Consider the following 23,830-nt stretch of genomic DNA (forward strand, 5'->3'; position numbering starts at 1 on the left):
TAATCGTGGGTGGCCATGCTTTTATTTAGTCTTGTTTAATTAACTTGTTAGCTTTAATTTCAGCTCGGATGTCTTGGTGACCTAAAGCACCTAACCTATGTTTAGCTGACTCTTCCAAATAGTCATCCAATGTATCGTCTACTTGGAAGGAGTTAATACGCCACAATTTATCTTGCTTGTACAACACAAACTTAATAATTACTGGCTCTACGTCAAATTTGACAACAAAATATTTTAAGACTAATACATCAGGAATATCAGAATTAAGATACTCAAAATAACCGCTAGATTTACCTAAAGCTTTAAAACTATTTTGAAACTGATTGTCGTATTGCTCTATATCAGAATCTGAAAAATATTTTCTACTTGGACTCCCTTTTGGAAAAGCCATTGAAAAAACATTGCTATTTTCTCCCTTATGAATCGATTCCATTATTGGCAATGTGAGTTTATCTATTTCGTCATTTGCGAGCGTGTTAAATGAAAGTACTAACATAAAAGTGGTTAGTAATTTTGAAAATTTCACTATAATTTCCTTATTAAAGCTAACGAGACTGTAGAATAACTCTAACAGCCAAATTCAATTAAAAAACGAGCTCCTGAAATCAGTCCTAAGCGCTTTTAAGACACTAGGTAATTCATTTGGAACCCATAAAACAGGCTGTTTTTCTTAAAGAAGAGTAATTCTACAGCCTCAACGCCCAAATAACAGGCTAAGTAATGGTTAGCTAAAATTGTGAAGCGAAACGTTGCCAACTGTTACGTGTTATTATTGATTTTATTGTTATATTTCAATAGCTACCACAAGGCAAGAAGTTCTTTATTCGTGTCTGCTCTTCAAATAGCCACGATTCTATTATTTGGCAATTTTCATTAATAAGTTTGAGATCACTTTTATCTAGCAAGTGTGGGATTTTAGTCATGAAAGGCCAAACCCATTTGATGTCATCTATTTCAGTTACACTAAAATTAACTCCATAAGCTTTAGAGTCTGAGTGAGCAACAACTTGATTTCTTAATGTTTTTATAACTCGATTATGCATGTCTTTCTGTGAAGGGGTAAAGTGCTTTAAGAAGCCCGTACGCAAGTCTCCTGAGTCATTTCCGCTAAAAGGCCTACTATAAGAGATAATTACAGATTCATGAAATGCTCTTTGAATATTTTCATTAATATCAGATTGAGCCGTTTCATTTATCAAGTCTTTCGTATACCTAATATCGATTAAAGACATCATAACCCGCTGGAAATGAATGATTTCATTTTTCTGCCGAGCATCCACTACAACTTCCTTGAAATATAACAGCGTTCTAACCTGAATTCGATAAACATTCACAGAATGCCAATCAAAACCAAACATCCATGTTGCTTTATTTATCAATAATAATAGTAACTTATCAGTTAAAACACCTCGAATCAATCACTCTTTAGTCTAGGCGAAAGCTGAAGTCTAAATAACTGCCTAATACTCCCCCATTTGTTGCTAAGTCTTTAAAACGCAGTCGCTTTACCTTAGGCAGCAAATAGCCGTGTGTTCAAGGGTTCTCGATGACACGATGTTAGCCTTATAAACTGGCTGAATAGTTCTCGATAACTCAGTTAACTGATAACTGATAACTGATAACTCATCAGTAAAATTGACAAGTGCACCTGAGTGGGACGACCAGTTTGTCACCAGCCACGATAAATTAGTGCAGTACATGCGCGAACCCCGCTTTTTATCTCTTGAGCAATTGCTAGAAATCAGTGAAGCCGCAAACCAACAAATAGCGACATTAGCAAGATTGGCAGAGAAACAAGCCCGTTTACGATAAAAACCACGCTAAACGCCCATAAAAATGGCTACATCAAGTAGCCATTTTTGTTTGTGGTGAACTTTGCTTATGACGCTTCAATATGGGGCGCGCGCAGTTTGCGCGTCCCAGCCCAACTTGTTGGGCGAACATGATTGACTTATTATATTTTTATATTGGGTTCAATAACTGCTTAAAACTAGTGCAATTGCGTCTTGTTCTGCGCCTGTCAGCTGTCCAGAGAGCAGGCGGGTTCGGTAACCATCTTTTTGAGTAAACTCAAGAATAACCATTTTGCTTTCCCCGTTATCTTTGGAGCCAATGTAAAATGGATAACCAAGAAGTAATACCTGCTTATCATTAGGTGTCGGCACTACGCTTTTCCTAAAGCAAATAATTGCAGAAATTGAATTCTTAACCAGACCCGCTTTCTGCATTTGTTGCTCTAAATCTTCGCCAGAAATTACCGTTAGGCCAGCAATATTGACCACTTCATTCTTATCACGTTCATTTTTCATTACTGAGCAGGCTTCACCCTTCGCATTTGAAGAAAATAACTGAATGGTGATTATGAATATAATTATTAAATATTTATGCAAAATACTCCCTCAAATATAACCTTTTAGTATTTGCGCATTGCGCTGTTTGCATAGCACAAATCGCTTGTTGGACTTGGCTGATGCCGAGTCCAGGTTAATGGATACACGTTATGCTATAGGAATTTGCTTTTTTTGATCCGAGCGCTAGGCTGTAAAGCAGTTTTGAATTGATTATGAGGCTTGATTTGTAAGTGTTCAATTGCAATTCCCTTGTCATTGTGGTGTTCCATCACATCTTTTTTAAGTCTAACTGATTCAATGAGGATAATACACTCGATTGAGTCAGCATTTGGCTAAGCCGAAATAATAGTCGGCTATAATCGCGAAGCGAAACCTAACCCACTGTTTTAGTTACGTTTAAGAGATTTGTTATGTTTTAGATTGAGAACATTGCTCTTTTTCATATTGAGCATAAAGAATATCAGCAAAATCCAATTCTGTTATGATCTCTAAAACTAGATCTCTTACAGCATCTGCTAGTAAATCATTGTCCGAAATCAACTCAAAATCATTAAGCGATAAATACTCAAAAGCCACGGCTAAACCCGTTCGTTTGTTGGCATCTGGCAACGCATGAGATATGGCAATGCTTGCAGTATATTTTGCTGCTATTTCAAAAACATCGTCGAGACCGTTATAAACGATTGCATTATCAATACGACTTAAAGCTCCCTGAAGTTTTGAAAGATCGATGCTTCCCTTCATTCCAGGTTCAGTTTCAAGAATATAGGTATTGATTTCAACAACCCTTTCATATGGAAAGCAAATTATATCCATTACATGAAAGCCAGTTTCTTAAATGTTTGAACGTGAGTTCTCAAAACCAATTTTGTTTCTGACTTTACAATTTGCTGACCAGATATGCCCGATAGATCAAGCTCTTTGGTCGCTTTTATTTTAGGCCGCTGTACAGCTTTAACACCATAATTTTCTACTTTAAAATTCATAATTAACATTCCAAATATACGATTGCTATAATTATACGCTGATATCCTGAGAAAACATAACGAGGCTGTAAGGCAAAGTAAAGGTAATACCACTCATTATTTCAAGTCATAGGACAATTGAGTTAATCGAAAATGTTTAACTAGATGGCTAAACTTATTCAACCACTAAGATCGACTAGGTCGGTTTGAGTGATCAAAAAGTTGGTATATAAAAAGATAGCATACCCCCAAAAAATGAATGCCTAAAAAATAAGTTTTTAAGTATCACTTTCATAGACTTAATAAGATTAAGGCAGGGTAATAAAGCGAGTAGAGTTTACAAAGTCGACAACACAACAACACAAGCCGCTAAATTTTTCAAATGCTGTGAAGCACTGCAAATCGATTTACATCGCGCTCAACACCAGTTTCTTTAATGCTATAACGCAATACATGCCTTTAATAACGGTTAAATCATCTGGATCTGTTTGCTAGTTGATCTTCGCGCGATATTTTGTGGTCGCTATGGTGGCGTGAATCCATTAAATGTGAACAAGCAAACATAATACTGCTTTAATCGGGCGTAGAATGAGGCAAAATTGATGTTGGAGGTTATTTATGTGGTGGAGAGTGTTGATTATTTCAATCGCTTATTGGTTAATTGGCGCGCATTTTCTTCGGTTTAACCATGTGGAACTGGCCATTATCGCTGCCATTTTACCCTGTTTAATGTTTGTAAAACATGCCGTTGTCTCACGACTGTTACAGTTAGGTTTAGTGCTGGGCTGTATTTTTGTTTGGGGAGTATCAACGGTTGATTTTGTGCAAATGCGTATAACGATGGATGCTCCCTGGCTTAGACTGGCTAGCATTATGGCTGGTGTGATGGCTTTTACGTTATTCGCCGCCTATTGCTGTAATGGCTTAACCAGAAAAAACAAAGGATTACACTTATATTATTAATCACCCCACATAAAATGCGAGGCGATGTATTTCACAAAAGTTACTGCTGCGACGGCAAGTATTTCGCTAGCTTTTGCTTGCGTAAGTAAACTAACGCCAAACAAATCACAATATAAATACTGGGTTCAATAATTTCAGATTTAACCGACCAGTAAAAATGCACTGGTGCTAGTAAAGCGACTAGATAAACCCAGTTATGCAGTTGTTGCCAGCGCTTGCCCATTTTCTTCCTAACCGCCATAAACGAGGTCACGCTCAGTAGTAGCAAAATACTATAGGCTAACGCGCCAACCAAAATGTAAGGTCGTTTGATCACTTCTTCGAGTAAAAAGCCCCAGGCGAACAATAAATCTAAGCTGATAAATGCGCTGATATGTAATGTTGCATAGGCAAATACATATAAGCCAATTAAGCGCCGAGTTTGTAATAACAGCCCTTGTTTGAGGTATTTTGCCAAAGGTGAAACCACCAAGGCTGCCAGCAGACTATTTAAAGCCCCCATGCCGGTATAATGAATAATGTATTGCACAGGGTCGCCGCCAGCATTGTCACTTAATACCAAATTTACCAAGTACAACATCGGCAATATGAAGGCGATATGTAAACCGCCTTTTAACCACCACAAACCCCGTGGAGTGATCCGCATTAATAATATTTCCTTAAATCGAGGTTTTTATATAAATCGGCAACAGTGTCAGCATAACCATTAAACATTTGCGTAGGAATGCGTTTAGCTGAAAATAAGCCACCCTCACCTATGCTTCGCTCCGATGCCTGTGACCATCTTGGGTGATCAACTTGTGGGTTAACATTGGCATAAAAACCATACTCATTAGACGCGAGCTGATTCCAACTGGTGGGTGGTTGCTTGTCCATAACCCGAATTTTCACAATCGATTTAATGCTTTTAAAGCCGTATTTCCACGGTACAACTAAACGAACAGGCGCACCATTTTGCGGTGGCAGCGTTTTGCCATATAAACCGACCGCTAGAAATGCCAATGGGTTCATTGCTTCAGCCATAGTTAGCCCTTCAACATAAGGGTAATGAATACCCCCGCCCATTAAGCGACTTTTCTGCCCGGGCATTTGATCTGGGTCAAACAAGGTTTCAAATGCAACATGGGTTGCGGATGATTTCACACCAGCTTCTTTTAATAAACTGGCTAGTGAAAAACCGACCCAGGGCACCACCATAGACCATGCTTCAACACAGCGTAATCGATAGGTTCGCTCTTCTAATGCAAAGCGTTTAGTTAAATCGTCTAAATCTAAGGTTATTGGCTTGTCTACTAACCCTTCAATTTGCAGTGACCAGGGGTTGACCTTAAATTGTTGTGCGTTTTCAAAAGGGTCTTGTTTACTCGTGCCAAACTCATAAAAATTATTATGGCGGGTGATTTTATCTTCTGGGGTTAAGGTGTCTGGTATAACAAATGCTTTAGGTTGGGCAAATTGCAATGGTGAGGTGGTAAATGGAGGCGTTGATTTACTGCTGCCAAAATCAAATAAACCGGCTTGTACATATCCTGGAATACTGGCACCTAAAGCACCCAGTCCTAAGGCTTTAACAATATTGCGTCTGTCTTTAAAAACAGACTCAGGGGTAACTTGATTATCCGGTAAATCCCATGCCGATTGGCGTTTAATTCCCCTAGTAAAGCGTGTTTTATTCACCATGTTATTCCCTCAATACTGTATTACAACTACCCATTAGACAGGTTAATACGCGATAAAATTTCATTTCGATTCAAAAATAAACGAATCACTGAAAAAACATTAAATTGTTCACCATAATACTTGCAGGCCAAACTTTTGCATGCGAACCTTATCGCGTTTCTATTTCAAAGGGTTAGGTTATGCCATTCGTTGTTGATTTCACACCGCCACAAATAGCCGCCATGGTTGCTATAGGGTTATTAAGTTTTTTAATAGGTGCATTAATTAACCAAAGGTTGACCCGTCAACGTTGGGAACAATTAAAACAAAAATACGAAGCTGAAGCGACTTTGGCTTTGATAGAGCAGCAACGTCAAGTTGTTCAAATCCAAGATATCCTCGATGATAAAATTGATAACTTAAATCATCTCCAGTCTAAGCTGGAATCTTATATTAGCCAACTTGCTAGAGCGCAGGCGCAAGTTGAGCGTATTCCTCACTTAGAGCAACAATTAGAAGACAGCCATCGAAAAATATTAGAGTCACAACTTAATCTATCAAAATCTAATGCCATGCAGCAAACCATGATGGCTAAAAGCGAAGCCGAAAACAAAGCATTAGAAGATAAAATCAATTTACTGGAAGTGGCTGAAGAAAGATTAAAAGTACAGTTTGAAAACCTTGCCAATCGTATTTTTGAGCAAAAAAGTGAAAGTTTCAAACAACAAAATGTCACTCAAATTGACGGCGTTCTAGGCCCGCTTAAACAGCAGTTAGATGGATTTAGGCAACAAATTCAACAGTCGTATAATCATGAACAATCTGAGCGCAGTGCATTAAAACATCAATTAAACCATTTACGTGAGCTCAATTTAAAAATGAGCCAAGATGCCATCAACCTGACCAAAGCACTTAAAGGTGACAATAAACAGCAAGGTAATTGGGGCGAAGTCATTCTTGAAAGAGTATTGCAAGAAAGTGGCCTACGTGAAGGACATGAATACGACACCCAGCAAGATTTAAAGAATGATGACGGTAAACGATTTAAACCCGATGTGATTGTTCATTTACCCGATAACAAAGATGTGGTGATTGATGCCAAGATGTCGTTGGTTGCGTATGAGCGCTACTTTAACAATGATGATGAAGATATTCGCCAGCAAGCGTTAAAAGATCATGCCCTATCCATTCGAATGCATATCAAGGGACTCAGTCAAAAGGATTACCATAAACTACATGGACTAAAAAGCTTAGATTATGTGCTAATGTTTATCCCTGTTGAACCGGCATTTTTACTGGCAATAGAGTACGACCCTAGCCTAATTAATTTTGCCCTAGAGCAAAATATTATGCTGGTTAGTCCAACCAATTTATTAGTCGCTTTGCGGACCATTAATAACATATGGCGCTACGAACATCAGAATCAACATGCACAAACCATTGCTAAGCAAGCGGCTAAAATATATGACAAATTGTGCAGTTATATTGATGACATGGACAAACTAGGACGTGCGCTTGAGACTGCTGATAAAAGTTATCAGCAAGCAATGGCTAAATTATCTTCGGGTAAAGGCAACTTAATACGCCAGGCGCATACCTTACAATGCCTGGGGGTCGACTCTAGCAAGCAGATTGGTAAGCAAATACTTAACCGCGCACTCGATGAGTCATTAGACAAAACTGAAGGATAAAATGGCAAAATTAATCATCAGTTAATTATTTACTTTAATACTGTTGATGTTTTAGCAATTTATCGAAAAACTTATTTTAAAAACTTTATCGCAAACGATGTACTGAGGCGGAGATTCTCATTTAAATGCGTACTACATGGATTAATACATGTTCACCTAAACGACTAACAACCTTACTCGTTGTCACAGCGCTGACTATTTTATCTAGCACCCCTGCTAATGCCTACACGGCTAAACAGCAGCAATATCTTGATGCGAAAAAAGCCTTAGACAGCGGACAAACCAGCCGTTATCAACAACTCAGAAAACAGCTAGGTGATTATCCATTAGCCATTTATCTTGATTATCACACCAGTATTGATGACATTGTGCGTATGCCGGGCAATAAAGCCTTTAGTGCCATCGAGCAGTTCAATACCATGCCTTTGTATAATTCAGCTCGATATCGTTATTTGATGAACGCTGGTAATACCCAGCGCTGGCAAGACTTTTTAGCTATCTCACCGACAACGCCTAATGACATGCGTTTACAGTGCTATTTTTTACGTGCGCAATTAGCAACGGGTGATAAAACTGCTGCATACAAAGGCGCAGATCGACTATGGCTGCATGGTCAGTCTAGACCTAAAGAATGTGATCCTTTATTTACTCAGTGGGCCAAAGATGGCTACCGTACCCAGGAATTAATATGGGGGCGAATGCTGCTCAGTTTTGATGCAGGACAAACAGGTTTATTAAGTTATTTAAGCCAAAAAGTCAGCAAACATCGTAACGATGCTGAACTGCTATTAAAGGTATACAAAGACCCTAATATATTAAGAAATACCAAACTTTTTAGCAGCTCCAAACCTATTGTGAGTGATATTGTCGATGCAGGCTTAAGAAAACTTGCCAGAAAAGACCTTAAACAAGCCACTAAACTTTACGTTAAATATCAAAAAGCGGGTCGATTCAGTGAGGCCAAAGATCGTCAATTAAATCATTATCTGGTCAGGCGTGGATTGATTTACCAAGAAGAAGCATTAATCGATCATATTGATACTATGTTACCGCTATTGGCATCTGATGACTTATATGAAATGCGCCTTCGCTGGGCTATCCGCCAGCAGGATTTTAATACCGTAAACATTTACCTAGCGCAATTAAGTCAGCAAGGTAAAGAGCATTCTCGCTGGCAATATTGGCAAGCACGCATGAATGACCAACAGGATACTAAAAAAGCACAGGACAACTATTTAGTGCTGTCTCAACAACGGGATTTTTACGGTTTTAATGCCGCCAAAGTTATCAATAAACCTTTGTCATTTAATGATGACAACTTAACCTCCAACAAAGTATTACGCGCAAAGTTATTAGATGACCCCGGAATGTCTAGAGTCATAGAGCTAAGGGCCATTGATAAATATTTAGATTCGCGTACTGAGTGGATATATCTCATGCGTCGCCATGATAAAGCCATGACAGCTGAATATGGACTTTATGCGCTTGAGCAAGACTGGTATGACTTAAGTGTTGAGTCAAGTATTCAAGGGCAACAATGGAACGCATTAAATCTGCGTTTTCCTAATGCCGCCAATGAAGAATTTGTTAACGCCAGCAAAAAGTATAAAGTCGATATTAATGAAATTAGGGCTATTTCACGCCGTGAAAGTGCGTTTAATTACTATGCAACCTCAGGTGTGGGTGCCAGGGGGTTAATGCAATTAATGCCTGCTACAGCAAAACAAACAGCACAAAAGAACAAAATTCCCTTTAACGACGTAAAAGACTTATATAAGCCAAGCGTTAACGTCATGTTAGGCAGTGCCTACTATGCCGAGTTATTAAAGCAATTCAATAATAATCGAGTATTGGCAACAGCTGCATATAACGCAGGGCCTGGTAGTGTAAAACGTTGGTTAAAAGCGTCTAATGGATCATTAGATGCGATGAGCTTTATTGAAACCATCCCATACACTGAAACCCGTGAATATGTTCAAGCGGTATTAAGTTATCGAATGATTTATTTACAACAAGATAACCCTAAAGCCGATATGTTTACCAAACAAGAACTGAATTACGCTTATTGAGTCTCCGTTTGAGTTGACGACCAACCTGCCGTCAACTCAAACGCTAAAAAGGGCGATTAAATCAATATTAAAATAAAGAGGATTAACTGTGTCCCATACCACAATCAAACAGCTAATAAGCCAACTTGAACAAGTTTTGCTTGGCAAGCCGATGCAGATAAAATTAGCGGTTGCGTGTATTTTAGCCAAGGGACATCTGCTTATTGAAGATTTACCTGGTATGGGCAAAACCAGTTTGTCACACGGTATTGCCACCAGTTTAGGCATGAGTTACCAACGAATACAATTTACCAGTGACATGTTGCCCGCTGATATTTTAGGGGTATCTATTTTTGATCAAAACCTGCAAAAGTTTGAGTTTCATAAAGGACCAATATTTAATCAAATGTTGCTTGCCGATGAAATAAATCGCGCCAGTCCGAAAACCCAAAGTGCGCTGCTAGAAGCCATGGCAGAACAACAGATTACTCAAGATGGCCATACCTACCCGCTGCCTAATCCCTTTTTTGTTATTGCCACCCAAAACCCCCAGGATCAGTCAGGTACGTTTCCTCTGCCCGAGTCCCAACTAGACCGCTTTATGATGCGGATATCGATTGGTTACCCAAGCGCAGAAGCTGAAATGGCCATGCTAAAAAATCAACATCACGGTCATAAACGTCCACCATTAAAGCAATGTTTAACCTCTGCTGAATTAATGGATCTACAAGCAGAAGTTAATCAGGTTTCAGCGTCCGATGCAGTACTTAAATATTTATTAGCACTTATTGATATGTCCCGTCAGCAAAACCAAGCAAGTGGATTATCACCTCGCGCAAGCTTAGCCCTACTGCAAGCAGCAAAAGCTTGGGCTGTCATTGAACAGCGAAACTATCTGGTGCCTGAAGATATTCAAACGGTGTTTCATGCAGTGGCAGAGCACCGAATAAGCGCACATGGCCAATTTCAAGCTAAGGCCTTGTCTGATACGCTGCTTGCCAGCGTTAATCCCATTCTTTAATGGTTTTGAACATGTTTAGCCGCAAAAGTCGTCAAGCTAACACTCACCTCCCTGAGCGGCAAAGTTGGGTAATGCGGCTGGTGCCCAATTCTGCTAAAAAAAGTGGTCCAGGTGGATAAGCCGTAGATTACCGCCACAACAAAGAGTCACATTGAGCCACAAAGGTATTTTCATCCTGCCCAGCGCATTTGGTTTAGCCTGGTTAGCACTTATCGTCCTACTGTACTTATTTGGCACCAACTACCAAAACAACTTAGTGATCGGACTTAGCTTATTACTAGCAAGCATTTTTCATACCTGTATTCTTTACAGCTACAAAAATTTAGCCGGATTAACTTTTAACGCTATCACTCCAGCAGATGCTTACGCCGAACAAACGCATGCCTTCCCGATAATGTTGACCGGACATACCAAACAAAAACACCCTGATACGACTCATCAACAAATTTGCCTGCAATTTAGCGGCCAGCGTCATGTGCGCTTGGCACAAACTGAAGAACAATCGATTGCAACAGTGCAATATGCACACCCAAAGCGTGGCTTATTAACCCCTGGACGTATTAAGGTATGGTCACATTTTCCGTTAGGGCTATTTAAAGCATGGTCGTATGTTGATCTCGATTTGCACCAAGTTATTTTTGCAAAACCACTCGAATGCGACATTCATTTAACCAGTCAAAGCCGTGATGATAATAATGACATCAGTCATGGCAGAATTCGCCCTGGGGTTGATGACTACACAGGATTACGCGGCTATGTAATGGGCGAGTCTCTAAAACAAGTAGCATGGAAACAATGGGCCCAGGGCAAAGGCATGCTAACTAAAGAATTTAATGAACCTGAAGGCTCACCGGTATGGTTGTCACTTGATGATACCCAAGGGCATGATTTAGAACAAAAGCTAGGTAAGCTGTGCTGGCAAGTGAATTATCTTACTCAAAAAAATCAAGTGTTTGGCTTAATACTCAACCACAACACCTTAGGTCAAAGTAGTGGTGAAAGCCATCGAATAGCGTGCCAAAAAGCCATTGCCATGTACCGCCCAAGTTTCAATATTAATATTGATAAAAAACCAGGAGGCGATGATGCACGATAACTTTGACAGCATCATTAGCCGCAATACGTTGTTTTGGTTATTAATAACCAACGTAGCGGTTTTAACGCCGCAGTTTTCACACGCAACGCCTTGGACTATGGCCATTTGCGCCATTTGCTTTGTTTGGCGCATGGGAATTTATTACGGCAAAGTGGCAGCTCCGCCTAAATTATTGGTCAATACCCTCGCAATAGCTGCTGCGGTAACCTTAGGTTTGGTGTCATCGCAAATTGGATTGTTAAATGCGCTAATTAACCTGTTAATTTTGGGTTACGCTTTGAAATACATCGAAATGCGCCAACAAAGAGATGTTAAAGTGGTGGTATTAGTGGGCTACTTCATCATTGCGCTGACCTTGCTAGATCAACAAGCCATTATTAATACCTTACACTTAACCCTTGTCGCCATTATCAATACCAGCGTACTGGTAAGCGTTTATCAAGATAACAGAAAACCTTTAACTAACTTACGTTTTAGCTTAAAAATTATCCTTCAAAGTATCCCACTCGCGATATTACTGTTCGTGGTATTTCCTCGTTTAGGCCCGCTGTGGTTGATGCCCAATATGAAAGCGGCCAAAACTGGCTTATCGGATGAAATGTCATTTGGTGATATCAGTAAATTGACTCGCTCTGATGAACTTGCTTTTAGAGTCGGCTTTGATAATTCTGACGGCAGCACATTAGGCCCCCAAAATGCGGATCTCTATTGGCGCACATTAGTGATGGAAAGCTATGATGGTAAAACCTGGCGACAGGACTCGAATATAAAAGATTTACAGGGTCAATCACTTTACCAAAAATTCAATCGCGCTTTACCACAAGACGACAGTCAAAAGATTAATAAATTGGAGTATGTGGTCATTAGTGAGCCAAGCCACCAGCGCTGGTTATACGGCCTTGACCAAGCCTTTAGTCAAGACAGTAATATTGTAGAATTATCCGACTACAGTCTTTACGCCATGCGGCCGGTAGCCCAACGCCAGAGTTATCGTGTGGTGTCTTACCCTAATAGTGTGATGGATGAAAATTTAACGCCGAACATCCGCAGTATTAATTTAGCCTTACCCGAAAACGCCAACCCGCAAACCTGGCGTTTAGCACAACAATTTAGCCAGCAATACCCGCAGCCTAAAGCCCGTATTAACGCCATGATGAATTACTTTGCTGAGCAAGCGTATTACTACACGCTTAGCCCGCCCGTACTTGGTGATAAGCAAATTGATGACTTTTTATTTGAGAATCGTGCGGGGTTCTGTGCCCATTATGCTTCTGCTTTGGTTTATTTAGCCCGTGCCAGTGGAATTCCTGCGCGTATGGTTACCGGATATCAAGGCGGCGAATACAACCCCAAAGCTGGCTATTACAGTATTTATCAATATATGGCCCACGCCTGGACCGAAGTGTGGTTTGAAGGTGAAGGCTGGCAGCGTTTTGACCCCACCGCCATGATTGCCCCACAACGTATTTTAGATGGCTTTGACGCCACATTTGACAGTCAATCTAGCTATTTGTTAGACAGCCCTTTTAGTAGCCTAAGGATGAAGCAATACCCATGGTTAAACGATATACGTAATCAAATTGCCAGTATGGACTATTACTGGAGCGTGTGGGTGTTAGGCTTTGACGAGCAACGTAAACAGCAGGTATTGAAAAAGTTACTCGGTGATATCAATACCAGTAAAATAGCCATCGCAATGTTGGTATCCATCCTTATCATCTTGTTATTTATTGCCTACTTTGCCGGGTTATTTGAATTTAAACCAAAACAAGATTTAATCATCCGCCGCTATAAAACCATTACCCAACTGTTGAGTGTAAAAGGCGTTTCTAGCCCACAACAACAGCCACCTTTAGCTTATGCGCAACAATTAGCACTTGAGCTAACTGAAATACAGCCGCAACTACTGCAGCAATTTAATCTGTTTACCGATTGTTTTGTCGCTTTAAAATACCAGCCACTTTCAGCGCCGCAATATAAACAAAACTTACGCCAATATACGCGCCTATATTGGTCATTAAGGCTTAAACTGCTAATGATTAAGCAATTGAAATAACATTGTAATATTAGTCGTTGATGCGAGCGAGCTAACCCCATAGAATGGCATAAGATGTTCTATTGCGAGTGCCCTATGCTGTCATTAATTCAATCCAATCAAATGGAGGTTCTGTCTGAGCAACTAGCTAAAATGCTGGCAACCCCTTTGCCTAATACTAGCCTGCTGACGACCGAACAAGTGTTAGTACAAAGCCCCGGCATGTCGACATGGCTGCGTTTAGAAGTGGCTAAACATAACCACATAGCCGCAGCACTCACCTTCCCTTTACCGTCGAGCTTTATTTGGCAACTTTGTCATCAATTACTGCCCAATGTACCAAAGGAAAACGCCTTTACCAAAGCGGCAATGACCTGGAAGTTGATGGATTTAATCCCAAGCTTGCTTGATGACGCAGATTACAGCCCTTTGCAACACTATTTAAATAATGGCAACCTTGAGGGCGAGAATAACACCTCATCCAACTCACAAGATGCGATTAAGTTGTATCAACTTTCAAATCGCATTGCCGATATTTTTGACCAATATTTGGTTTATCGCCCAAATTGGATCCAGGCGTGGGAAAACAACCAACCACTGACTGAAATTAATTCACGTTTTAGCTTAGATGAAAACCAGTTATGGCAACCTAAGCTTTGGCGCGCATTAGTGCATTACAATCATACTGAACTAGAGGCGAGCCAATATCACCGCGCTAATTTACACCAGTCCTTACTGAATGCTTTAGCAGACGCAACGACTGATATCAGTATGTTGCCTAGTCGGTTATTTGTATTTGGCATTTCCTCAATGCCACCACAAACATTAGAAGTTATTCATGCGCTAGCGCAACGTATTGAAGTGGTTATGCTGGCACTGAGCCCTTGCCAGCACTATTGGGGCGATATTATCGACCCTAAAGTCCGGGCCAGAATGGCGTTAAAATACACCCACAAAAAACAACTCGCCGAAGATTGGGAAGACAAACTTGAGGTGGGTAATCCATTACTGGCTAATAATGGCAAAATGGGACGCGAGTTATTAGATTTGCTGTTGAGTTTACCCCCAGAAAACACTAATTTCAGTTATGACTGCTATGTCGAACCAACACCGAATAACCTATTGCACGGTGTTCAATACGATATTTTACAAATGGAAACCCTAGGGCAAGCTTTAGGGCCAGACGCCAGGTTATATCAGCAAATTGATAAACGCCGTTTACTTAAAAACAGTGACACCTCAATTACCCTGCGCAGCTGTCATAGCCCACTGCGGGAAGTAGAAACATTACACGATCATATCGCAAATTTATTAGACGCTAACCCGACTTTAGAGCCAAAAGACATTGTGGTCATGATGCCAGATGTTGCCGCCTACGCGCCTTATATTGATGCGGTATTTGGCACAGTTAACAGTCAATTTTACTCAAGCTTTCAACGCGCCAGTAAAGGGCCACAGCAATTAGCTGTTCCCTATGCCATTGCCGACCGTGGTGCCGCCCAGGAATCGCCGTTAATTAATAGCTTTTTAACCTTACTGAACATCAATCAAAGCCGTTTTGGGTTAACAGAGGTGCTGTCTATTTTAGAAGTGCCGGCCATTTTAAGGCGCTTTGAATTAGATGAAGATGACTTTGATATTATTAAGCGTTGGCTTGACCATGCCAATGTGCGTTGGGGACGAGATGCCAACAGTCGCACCCAATTAGGCTTACCTGCCTTTGGCCAAAACTCCTGGTCATTTGGCATCAAACGCTTAATTTTAGGTTATGCCCTTAATGACCAATCACCTATGTATCAAGGCATACTGCCAGTCAGTGGTGTTGAAGGCCAATCGGCACAAGCCTTGGGGAAATTGCTGAACTTTTTGGAAGCGATTGACGATCATACCCAAGCATTCTTTAAGCCCAGTTCAACCGCTGATAGATTAAGCCAAATAAACCAATTAATTGAAGACTTCTATCAAACTATCGACGATGAACAGAGCCAAATACTCACCATCAGAAATGCGCTTGCCAGCTTATCAGATGAACTTATCGAAGCAGGTCATCAAGCGCAGATTAATATTGAAGTACTCAAGCAATGGTTTAATCAAACCTTAAATGACTCGCGCGTGGGCCAGCGCTACCTTGCCGGCAGTGTGAACTTTTGTACCTTAATGCCTATGCGTTCAATTCCGTTTAAAATTGTCTGTTTACTGGGCATGAACGACGGCGTTTACCCGCGAGTACAACATCCGGTCGGATTTGATTTAATGGCGCATTTTGGCGCCCAAAAAGGCGACCGTTCGCGCAGATTAGATGACAGATACCTGTTTTTAGAAGCGCTACTTTCTGCGCGTGAGCAACTTTATGTCAGTTACATTGGTCACAGCGAGCGTGACAATGCTGAACGTATCCCCTCGATGTTGATTTCAGAGTTAATTGAGTTCTGCCAAATGAGTTATCTGCCAGAGCACTTATTAAGTAACACATTAACCGAGGATGATATTGAACTCATTGAACAGGCCGTCAGCCTGCAACTTATTCAAGCTCAACCATTACAACCCTTTGATCATAAATTATTCACCCTAGATAGCCCCTTGCAAAGCTATCATCAGCGTTGGTGTCCTCCGCCATTAGACCAACAATATGATCAACGGTTTTTCAATCCACAAAAACCGATTATTGCAGAAAAAAATGACACGCAAAGCTCCAATAATGCCAATAATCATCAGCACCACGACCAAAGTGATGAACTGGAGCTGTCGGCATTAATTCGTTTCTTTCGCAATCCGGCGCAGTTTTTCTTCAACCGTAGCCTAAAAGTTGATTTAAACTTGAATTTACAAGCCGATGATAATGACGAGCCGTTCAGTTTAGACGGTTTAGGCCGCTATAAATTGCAATCTAATCTTATCGATTCAGCCTTATGTCAAGTTAACAGCGATGTCGATATTGAGCTGCTTAACCAACTCAAAGCCAGTGGTAGTCTACCTATGGCGCCATTTGATGATATTTTATTATCGCAATATCAACGCGATATAGCCCCTTTGATTAATCGAATACATTTTTTACAAAATGAGCAAACCAGCGAATCGATTAATATCGACTTAACTATGTCAATCAACTCGGCGAACAATCAGCACTTAAGTCACATAAATTTGGTTGGACGCATCGATGATGTTAGCCCTAAAGGCTTAATCAATTATCGACCAGGCACAGCCCACGGTAGAGATTTAGTCCAGTGCTTTATCCGTCATTTATGCCTTAATGCACAAGGTATTATCAAGTACAGTTACTTGTTAGATATGGGCCATTTTCATTGTTTTTCCCCTATCGATGCCGAACATGCCAGGTTACAACTTGCGCAATTTGTGCAAACTTATCTTGATGGCCAGCGTCAGCCTTTATGTTTTCCGCCCCGTACAGCTTGGCTTTATGCACAAACCGACGGCACACACAGTGAAAAACTGTTTGCCGCACAAAAACAATGGCGAGACGATCAAACACAATTAGGTGAAGGTTTTGAGCCTCACCATCAACGCTTGTTCACTTTTCCAGATGATTTTAGTCAAGCTATATTTGGCCAGTTAGTCAATACCTTATTACAACCGATGGTGAGCTTATATCATAAGGGCAAACTCGGTGAATTAGATGACTTTGTCAGTGGTGAGGCGGTGACACAACAGGTCGCTGAAATAGCCAAAACCGCTAATATAAGTCATTAGCGGTTAGCGATTAACACTCGGGTTTCACCTGTTGAACAGACATATTACACAACGGCAAGCACACTGCATTGGAGCAAAATATACCGCTTATGAATAACGCCAAATCAGCTAATATTACCGTGTCAGCACTGGATGCGCTCAACTTGCCTTTTGCGGGTTCTAGCCTGATTGAAGCCAGTGCGGGCACAGGAAAAACCTATACAATTTCGGGTTTATATTTGCGTTTGCTGCTCGGCCATGGCGGACAAGCCCCCTTATTGTGTGAACAAATTTTAGTGGTAACCTTTACCAATGCCGCCACTGAAGAGCTGCGAGACCGAATACGTAAACGGATCCAAATTGCTTACAAACGTTTTTTAGGCGTCGCGACTGATGATCACTTTGTTGAACAGCTTTATCAGCAGATCCCAGAGGATGAGCGAGCCATTGCCCTAAAACGGTTCGATTTGGCGCTTAAGTCACTCGACGAAGGCGCTATTTTCACTATTCATGGTTTTTGCCAGCGCATTTTGGCCGACATGGCATTTGAATCGTCATTGCTATTTGAATCAGAATTCACCTTAGATGACAGCGAATACTTACACCATGCTGTGCGCGATTTTTGGCGTGAAGCCTGTTATCCGCTGCCATTATTTTTAGCACAACAGATCAGTAATACTTTTGGCGAACCAGAAAAACTCGCTCAAAAAGTACGCGCGTTATTAGGTGCAAGCCAGGCGATAGCCTCTGACACTCCGCCAGATTTCATTAAATTATCTGAGTCACTAGTGCAAAGTCTGCAGCGCTTTAAACTGCGCTGGCCTGCTGAACACCCGGCTATGCTAGCACTGTTAATGGACTTGCCTTTAAACGGTCAACGCTTTGGTAAAAAAGCCGATGGTTATCCCAAGTTACTGCAACTGTTTGACGATTTAACCCACTGGGTGGTCTATGGCCAAGGTTTACCACCGTTAAAGCCAATGGAGCAATTAGCGTTATCAGAACTGAGATTAAATAAAGGCGGTGAAATCCCCTCAGCGCAAGATGCGCCGCTACTGGATCATATCGAGCGTTTAATGGCGTTAATTACTGCCATTATTCCTGCATTTTTAGTCCGCGCCCAAGCCGGCATTAAACAACGATTTGTGCAACAGAAGCATCAGCGTAATTTGATGACGCCCGATGACTTGTTAACTAGCCTGGCGCAAGCTCTTGAGCATAATCCTGACACCTTGCCTAACGCGATAGCAAAGCGCTTTCCAATTGCGCTAATCGATGAGTTTCAAGATACCGACCCATTACAATTTCAAATATTTAATACCGTCTATCAAGCGCCTCAATTTGATCCGCACAGCGCACAAGCAGACGGTTCACAAACGGGCGGCTCAGGCATTACCAAACCACAATCAGCCACGCCTAATAACGCCATAGGCATCTTGATGATTGGCGATCCCAAACAAGCCATTTATGCCTTTCGCGGTGCGGACATTTTTACTTATATTAACGCCCGTAATCAGACCGAAGCGCACTATAGTTTGGATACCAATTACCGCTCTTCAGCGCAATTAGTTAACGGTGTTAATCATTTTTTCAATCAGCATGACGATCCATTTATCAGCGATGCTATTCCCTATGATCCCGTCAAAACCCCTGTATCAGCACAAAAAAAGATATTGATTGAAGCGACTGAACAAACAGCGGCACTGCGGATAAAACTGCTTCAAGAAAACGAGCAAACTGGGCTAAACAAAACCACCGCTCGTCAATTGCTTGCCAATGATGCGGCCGTAGAAATAACCCGCTTACTGACAGAAGCACAGGCGGGCGAATGTGTTATCAATGGCGAAGCATTAATTGCCAAAAATATTGCCGTATTGGTCAGGGACAGAAACGAAGCCGCTGTGGTAAAAGCGGCCTTAAGTGCCCGCAACATTGGCGCGGTATTTTTAAGTCGCGATAGTGTGTTTGATACCAATGAAGCCAAAGAAACCGCCCTTATTCTGCGAGCATTAGCTAACCCCAAAGATGAGCGCGCCATTCGTGCCGCGCTGGCCACGGAATTAATAGGCTATAACGCCAATAAAATTCATCAATTTAATCAGGACGAGTCACTGCGTCAAAAGGTGTTGGACTTATTTACTCACTGGCACCAGTTGTGGCTATCAAGCGGCATTATGCCTGCGCTACTTAGTCTAGCCAATGACACTAAACTAGTGCATCGACTATTAGCTAAGCCTGCCAACGCTATATCGTCCGAACCTGATATTGTCAAAGACGCTAGTGTAAACTCAACAGCAGATGACGATGAATTTATCAGCATTAGCGCAAGTGGCGAGCGCCGCTTAACCGACTTTCGTCACCTATGTGAGTTACTGCAACAAAAGGCCACTGAGTTAGACGGTAGCAGTGCATTAATCAATTGGTTTGAACAACAGCTGCTCGGTACCCAAGGTCAAGATGAGCAACAGCTGCGTTTAGAAAGTGAGCAAAATCTGGTGCAAATTGTCACCATTCATAAATCAAAGGGTCTTGAGTATCCCATCTGTTTTGTGCCTTTTATCAGTCTCGCCAGAGGCGGTAATCGTCGTCCTGAGCCGATGCTATATCATCACCAGGGTAAATTAATTTGGGATATTTATGGCAGTGATGAAGGTTGGGAGCAATATAAACGTGAAACCCTAGCGGAAGACTTACGCCTATTATATGTGGCGTTAACCCGTCCAATTTATGCCTGTTATCTGTATATCGCCAATCAATCACGGCAATTAAAAGCCGGCATAAGCTCACAGCTGTATGAAACGGGCATAGGTTATTTATTAGGCATTACAGATAAGGATTGTGATGGCGAACAAATGGCAGCCAAAGTGGCTCAATTAGCCACAATTGATGCCATCAGTGTTAGCCAAGTGACTGACATTATCGACAATACGGTATTAGTAGACAATGTTGATACAAAACAAACCTATGCTGCCAAGCAAACCACTCGAAAACTTGGCTTACCTTGGCGAGTAGGCAGTTATTCTGGGTTAGTAAAACATCTTGCCCATGAAAAAACCGTTCCCGGCGCCGATGATGAAGACTTTAGTGAAGAAACACTTATTGAGGTTGAACTGCCTGCTGCACATGTTTTAGACCGATTTAGCTTTGAGCGCGGCGCCAATGCCGGTAGCTTTATGCATTTAGTATTAGAGCTATTCGATTTCACCCAGGCAGACACTGAGCTTCAGCCCGCCTTAATCAAAGCGATGCAGCAATATGGTTTTGATCAACAAGTTTGGTTGGCGCCTTTAACCTTGTGGTATCAACAAATCCTGGCCACTCCCTTAGTGAAAACCTTGCTAAATACATCAAACCAAGCGGGCCAACATCCTATTTTTTTACAGGAATTAACCCCACAACAAACCCTGGTGGAAATGGAGTTTTATATACCGATCACTGAACTGCATGCTGAAAAGCTTAATCGCTTATTAGCACAATTTGGTTATGAGAATAGCTTCAGCTTTGACACCTTAAAGGGCATGTTAAAAGGCTTTATCGATTTAACTTTCGAACATCAAGGTCAGTTCTATATTGCAGATTATAAGTCCAACCACTTAGGCCACCAGCTGCACGATTACAGCCAAACATCGATGGCTAAAGCCATCAATAGTCACAGATATAACTTACAGTACATACTTTATACGCTAGCCCTGCATCGATATTTACGCCTGCGGATGCCAAACTATGACTATCATCAGCATATTGGTGGCTGTTTTTACCTATTTCTCAGGGGTATGAGTCCTGATGCTGTTGGCTCAGGGGTCTTTTTTGATAAACCTGAAGCCGCCCTTATCGACCAGTTGGATAAGTTATTTTCTCATCCTGAACTGGACACTCCAGCAAGCCAACACATCAGTCATAATAACGCGGAGAAGCGATAATATGTTAACCACCACGCTCCCCATGGCTCAATTGCTTAAACAGTGGCAACAAGCAAAATTGATCACCGCGTTAGACAGACACTTTGCCCTTGAGCTGGCCAATATTGAAAACATGGCTGCCTCTAGCGTTATGCCCACAAGCGATATCAAGAGTGTTGATAATACCGATTCAGTTGACCAAGTAGACAGTGATTTATTGCTATTAATCTGCACCCTACTAAGTCAGCAATTGTCGAATCAGCACAGTTGTTTAGTGTTGCATAATATTGTGCTAACTAATCCAATGGCAGAAGACATTGGTAGCCACCCTTTTGCGGTGAGTGCTGAAGCATCATGTCAAATCACGGTCGATCACAATCAATTAATTGAACAACTTAGCCAGCTTAATGCTATCGGTCTGCCAGGTGATAACACGCCAATGATCATCGAATTTAATCGACTCTATCTGAATAAATACTATGTGTTCGAAACTCAGGTAGCCCTTAAATTACGCCAACTTGCCAGTATTAATATACTTGCCGACAACCCATTACTGCCTGGCTATTTAGATGATTTATTCCCACCACAAATCCATAATAGCCATCAATTCGATTGGCAAAAAATAGCCACAGCAACCGCGCTAACCAAAGCGCTTGCCGTCATTACTGGCGGCCCGGGTACCGGTAAAACCACCACAGTCACCAAGTTACTCTTGTTATTACTGACTCAGCAGAGTATGACCATTCGATTAGTGGCCCCAACAGGTAAAGCGGCAGCTAGACTGAGTGAATCAATCAAAGCCTCGAAAAATCGTTTAAGACAAAGCTTAACCGCAAATCAGCAACCTCAAGCACTATTGACCGCATTAGAGGCGATACCTGAAGAAGCCGCTACGTTGCACCGTTTACTCGGTGTCATACCGCATTCCCATCAATTTAGGCATAACAAAGACAATCCATTGCGACTTGATTTGCTGGTCATTGATGAAGCATCAATGGTCGACTTACCTATGATGAACAAAATATTAAGCGCACTGCCGGACAACGCCAGGTTAATTTTATTAGGCGATCAAGATCAATTAGCCTCGGTAGAGGCCGGAGCCGTGTTAGCTGATATTTGCCAGGGGCTAAAACAAACTGCACAAACTGCACAAACTGCACAAACTGACATTAACGTTGGCATCAACGCAGATCAAACCAATCTGGCGCCCTGGCGTATGCATTATAGTCAGCAGCAAGCTGACAACATTAAACGGCTTACTGGGCAAGATGTGAGTCAGTTTATTGATACCCTTGACAATAACAATACTCAAAATAATTCTGACACGCATAATACTAGCAGTCAGTTTGGCGACAGCTTATGTATGTTGATGCATAGCCACAGATTTAAGGGTGATGCGGGTATTGGTCAGTTGGCAAATGCGGTTAATGACGCGAATATCAGCCATATCCGTCAAGTGTGGCAGCACGGTTATGCTGAACTGAACTGGTTTGAGCATCAAACCCATTCCAATAAAATTAGCGCCAATCAAATCAGTGCTAATCAAGACAACGCTGGTAAACAGCAGTTATTAGCCTTGTCCGTCAGCGCTTATCAGCCGTACTTAGACATGATACATTTCAATCAAAATGTGTTTAATAATAATGTCGCCAATACGCCTGTTTATGGCGCTGAACAAATTATTGAGCAATATAATCAGTATCGTATGCTGTGCGCCATGCGCGCATCAGAGTACGGAGTCGACGGAATGAACATCGCGATTACTGACAGTTTGCGCCAAGCTCAGCTTATTCAACCAAAGCAAGAGTTTTACCTTGGGCGGCCAATCATAGTTCAAAACAATGATTATAATTTAGGCCTGTTTAACGGTGATATTGGCCTGATTTTACAGGACCAGCAAAATCCGGCTCGGTTAATGGCACACTTTATCCAAGCTGATGGCAATTTATTAAAAGTGTTACCCGCAAGACTCCCTAAACATGATACCTGCTTTGCCATGACGGTACATAAATCCCAGGGCAGTGAGTTTGATCAAGTCAGCTTTGTGCTGCCGCCAAGGCCAAGTGTAGCCCAGTGGCAATTGCTAACTAAAGAACTAGTTTATACCGCGATTACCCGAGCAAAGAATCACTTCTATTGTTTGGGCAGCACCACTGTGTTTGAGCGAGCGGCGAAACAAGTCACCACCCGAGCATCAGGATTAGCACTGCGTTTATGGGCTCCTGAAGCGAATACTGAGTTGAATGCTGAGATTAAAACTGAGGCTAGCTAGCCTTAGTTTGAAATAAATAAGTGTACTTCAAGCAGATGTTTGTATCGAAAACGGCATTGAATTCACTTATAAAAAGTACACAATAGCCGCATTTGAGCAAACTTTGATCCGGTTTGTCTGCGAAAAAACAGCAGAGCCTAGAT

The 23,830-nt window shown here is 41.5% G+C and carries 17 protein-coding genes; 10 read left to right on the top strand and 7 right to left on the bottom strand.

From position 1 onward, the window contains the following. Positions 1 to 25: 25 nt before the first annotated feature. Together ACRWQM_RS10545 and ACRWQM_RS10550 are read right to left on the bottom strand one after the other, a co-directional pair. On the bottom strand, positions 26 to 526 hold the full coding sequence (locus tag ACRWQM_RS10545) for a hypothetical protein (RefSeq protein WP_434929944.1): 501 nt from the start codon (positions 524 to 526) through the stop codon (positions 26 to 28). A gap of 265 nt (positions 527 to 791) precedes the next feature. After that, the gene (locus ACRWQM_RS10550; protein ID WP_434929945.1) at positions 792 to 1,358 is read right to left on the bottom strand and encodes a hypothetical protein; all 567 of its coding nucleotides are present in this window, start codon (positions 1,356 to 1,358) and stop codon (positions 792 to 794) included. Positions 1,359 to 1,635: 277 nt separating this feature from the next. Between ACRWQM_RS10550 and ACRWQM_RS10555 the strand changes: the two genes are divergently transcribed. Beyond that, positions 1,636 to 1,812 (top strand): hypothetical protein, encoded by a 177-nt coding sequence (locus ACRWQM_RS10555; protein WP_434929946.1) that lies wholly within the window; start codon positions 1,636 to 1,638, stop codon positions 1,810 to 1,812. 161 nt (positions 1,813 to 1,973) lie between these two features. Here ACRWQM_RS10555 and ACRWQM_RS10560 read toward each other — a convergent pair whose 3' ends face one another. From ACRWQM_RS10560 to ACRWQM_RS10570, 3 genes are all read right to left on the bottom strand, one after another. Next, positions 1,974 to 2,390 (bottom strand): hypothetical protein, encoded by a 417-nt coding sequence (locus ACRWQM_RS10560; RefSeq protein ID WP_434929947.1) that lies wholly within the window; start codon positions 2,388 to 2,390, stop codon positions 1,974 to 1,976. Positions 2,391 to 2,759: 369 nt separating this feature from the next. After that, positions 2,760 to 3,167, bottom strand: coding sequence for a type II toxin-antitoxin system death-on-curing family toxin (locus tag ACRWQM_RS10565; protein WP_434929949.1), 408 nt, complete (start codon positions 3,165 to 3,167; stop codon positions 2,760 to 2,762). Then, a complete protein-coding gene (locus tag ACRWQM_RS10570) occupies positions 3,167 to 3,337 on the bottom strand; it encodes an acetyltransferase (RefSeq protein ID WP_434929950.1) in 171 nt (56 codons plus the stop codon). The genes ACRWQM_RS10565 and ACRWQM_RS10570 overlap by 1 nt, the downstream gene beginning before the upstream one ends. Before the next feature lie 597 nt (positions 3,338 to 3,934). Here ACRWQM_RS10570 and ACRWQM_RS10575 point away from each other — a divergent pair. Then, entirely contained in the window at positions 3,935 to 4,279 is a 345-nt protein-coding gene (locus ACRWQM_RS10575) for a hypothetical protein (protein WP_434929951.1), read from the top strand. 40 nt (positions 4,280 to 4,319) lie between these two features. Here the strand turns inward: ACRWQM_RS10575 and msrQ are convergent, their stop codons facing one another. Beyond that, positions 4,320 to 4,925 (bottom strand): protein-methionine-sulfoxide reductase heme-binding subunit MsrQ, encoded by a 606-nt coding sequence (msrQ, locus tag ACRWQM_RS10580; protein WP_434925885.1) that lies wholly within the window; start codon positions 4,923 to 4,925, stop codon positions 4,320 to 4,322. Next, complete coding sequence (gene msrP / locus ACRWQM_RS10585) at positions 4,925 to 5,959, bottom strand: protein-methionine-sulfoxide reductase catalytic subunit MsrP (RefSeq protein WP_434925884.1); 1,035 nt, start codon at positions 5,957 to 5,959, stop codon at positions 4,925 to 4,927. Before msrP ends, msrQ begins: the two co-directional genes overlap by 1 nt. Positions 5,960 to 6,138: 179 nt before the next feature. Here msrP and rmuC point away from each other — a divergent pair, with 179 nt between their 5' ends. The 8 genes from rmuC to recD all read left to right on the top strand — a co-directional run bounded on the left by rmuC (position 6,139) and on the right by recD (position 23,687). Further along, positions 6,139 to 7,629, top strand: a complete 1,491-nt coding sequence (rmuC, locus tag ACRWQM_RS10590) for a DNA recombination protein RmuC (RefSeq protein WP_434929953.1) — start codon at positions 6,139 to 6,141, stop codon at positions 7,627 to 7,629. A gap of 125 nt (positions 7,630 to 7,754) precedes the next feature. Beyond that, positions 7,755 to 9,698, top strand: coding sequence for a transglycosylase SLT domain-containing protein (locus tag ACRWQM_RS10595; RefSeq protein WP_434929955.1), 1,944 nt, complete (start codon positions 7,755 to 7,757; stop codon positions 9,696 to 9,698). A gap of 88 nt (positions 9,699 to 9,786) precedes the next feature. Further along, on the top strand, positions 9,787 to 10,698 hold the full coding sequence (locus ACRWQM_RS10600; protein WP_434929956.1) for an AAA family ATPase: 912 nt from the start codon (positions 9,787 to 9,789) through the stop codon (positions 10,696 to 10,698). 151 nt (positions 10,699 to 10,849) lie between these two features. Further along, complete coding sequence (locus ACRWQM_RS10605) at positions 10,850 to 11,794, top strand: DUF58 domain-containing protein (protein WP_434929958.1); 945 nt, start codon at positions 10,850 to 10,852, stop codon at positions 11,792 to 11,794. Continuing rightward, complete coding sequence (locus ACRWQM_RS10610) at positions 11,784 to 13,850, top strand: transglutaminaseTgpA domain-containing protein (protein ID WP_434929960.1); 2,067 nt, start codon at positions 11,784 to 11,786, stop codon at positions 13,848 to 13,850. Before ACRWQM_RS10605 ends, ACRWQM_RS10610 begins: the two co-directional genes overlap by 11 nt. A gap of 75 nt (positions 13,851 to 13,925) precedes the next feature. Continuing rightward, on the top strand, positions 13,926 to 17,537 hold the full coding sequence (gene recC / locus ACRWQM_RS10615; protein ID WP_434929961.1) for an exodeoxyribonuclease V subunit gamma: 3,612 nt from the start codon (positions 13,926 to 13,928) through the stop codon (positions 17,535 to 17,537). An 89-nt stretch (positions 17,538 to 17,626) separates the two neighbouring features. Continuing rightward, on the top strand, positions 17,627 to 21,436 hold the full coding sequence (locus ACRWQM_RS10620; protein ID WP_434929963.1) for a UvrD-helicase domain-containing protein: 3,810 nt from the start codon (positions 17,627 to 17,629) through the stop codon (positions 21,434 to 21,436). A gap of 1 nt (position 21,437) precedes the next feature. Next, positions 21,438 to 23,687 carry an exodeoxyribonuclease V subunit alpha gene (recD, locus tag ACRWQM_RS10625; RefSeq protein ID WP_434929964.1) on the top strand — a complete coding sequence of 750 codons (2,250 nt, stop codon included), beginning with the start codon at positions 21,438 to 21,440 and terminating at the stop codon, positions 23,685 to 23,687. Positions 23,688 to 23,830 lie beyond the last annotated feature (143 nt).

It is taken from the genome of Shewanella sp. HL-SH5 (assembly GCF_051163755.1).
GTDB lineage: Bacteria > Pseudomonadota > Gammaproteobacteria > Enterobacterales > Shewanellaceae > Shewanella > Shewanella glacialimarina.

Bases quoted from the DNA above. Each gene is read 5' to 3' on its own strand.
- ACRWQM_RS10550 (WP_434929945.1), bottom strand. From the start codon at position 1,358: ATGTTTGGTTTTGATTGGCATTCTGTGAATGTTTATCGAATTCAGGTT.
- ACRWQM_RS10565 (WP_434929949.1), bottom strand. From the start codon at position 3,167: ATGGATATAATTTGCTTTCCATATGAAAGGGTTGTTGAAATCAATACC.
- ACRWQM_RS10570 (WP_434929950.1), bottom strand. From the start codon at position 3,337: ATGAATTTTAAAGTAGAAAATTATGGTGTTAAAGCTGTACAGCGGCCT.
- ACRWQM_RS10575 (WP_434929951.1), top strand. From the start codon at position 3,935: ATGTGGTGGAGAGTGTTGATTATTTCAATCGCTTATTGGTTAATTGGC.
- msrQ (WP_434925885.1), bottom strand. From the start codon at position 4,925: ATGCGGATCACTCCACGGGGTTTGTGGTGGTTAAAAGGCGGTTTACAT.
- msrP (WP_434925884.1), bottom strand. From the start codon at position 5,959: ATGGTGAATAAAACACGCTTTACTAGGGGAATTAAACGCCAATCGGCA.
- rmuC (WP_434929953.1), top strand. From the start codon at position 6,139: ATGCCATTCGTTGTTGATTTCACACCGCCACAAATAGCCGCCATGGTT.
- ACRWQM_RS10595 (WP_434929955.1), top strand. From the start codon at position 7,755: ATGCGTACTACATGGATTAATACATGTTCACCTAAACGACTAACAACC.
- ACRWQM_RS10610 (WP_434929960.1), top strand. From the start codon at position 11,784: ATGCACGATAACTTTGACAGCATCATTAGCCGCAATACGTTGTTTTGG.
- recC (WP_434929961.1), top strand. From the start codon at position 13,926: ATGCTGTCATTAATTCAATCCAATCAAATGGAGGTTCTGTCTGAGCAA.
- ACRWQM_RS10620 (WP_434929963.1), top strand. From the start codon at position 17,627: ATGAATAACGCCAAATCAGCTAATATTACCGTGTCAGCACTGGATGCG.
- recD (WP_434929964.1), top strand. From the start codon at position 21,438: ATGTTAACCACCACGCTCCCCATGGCTCAATTGCTTAAACAGTGGCAA.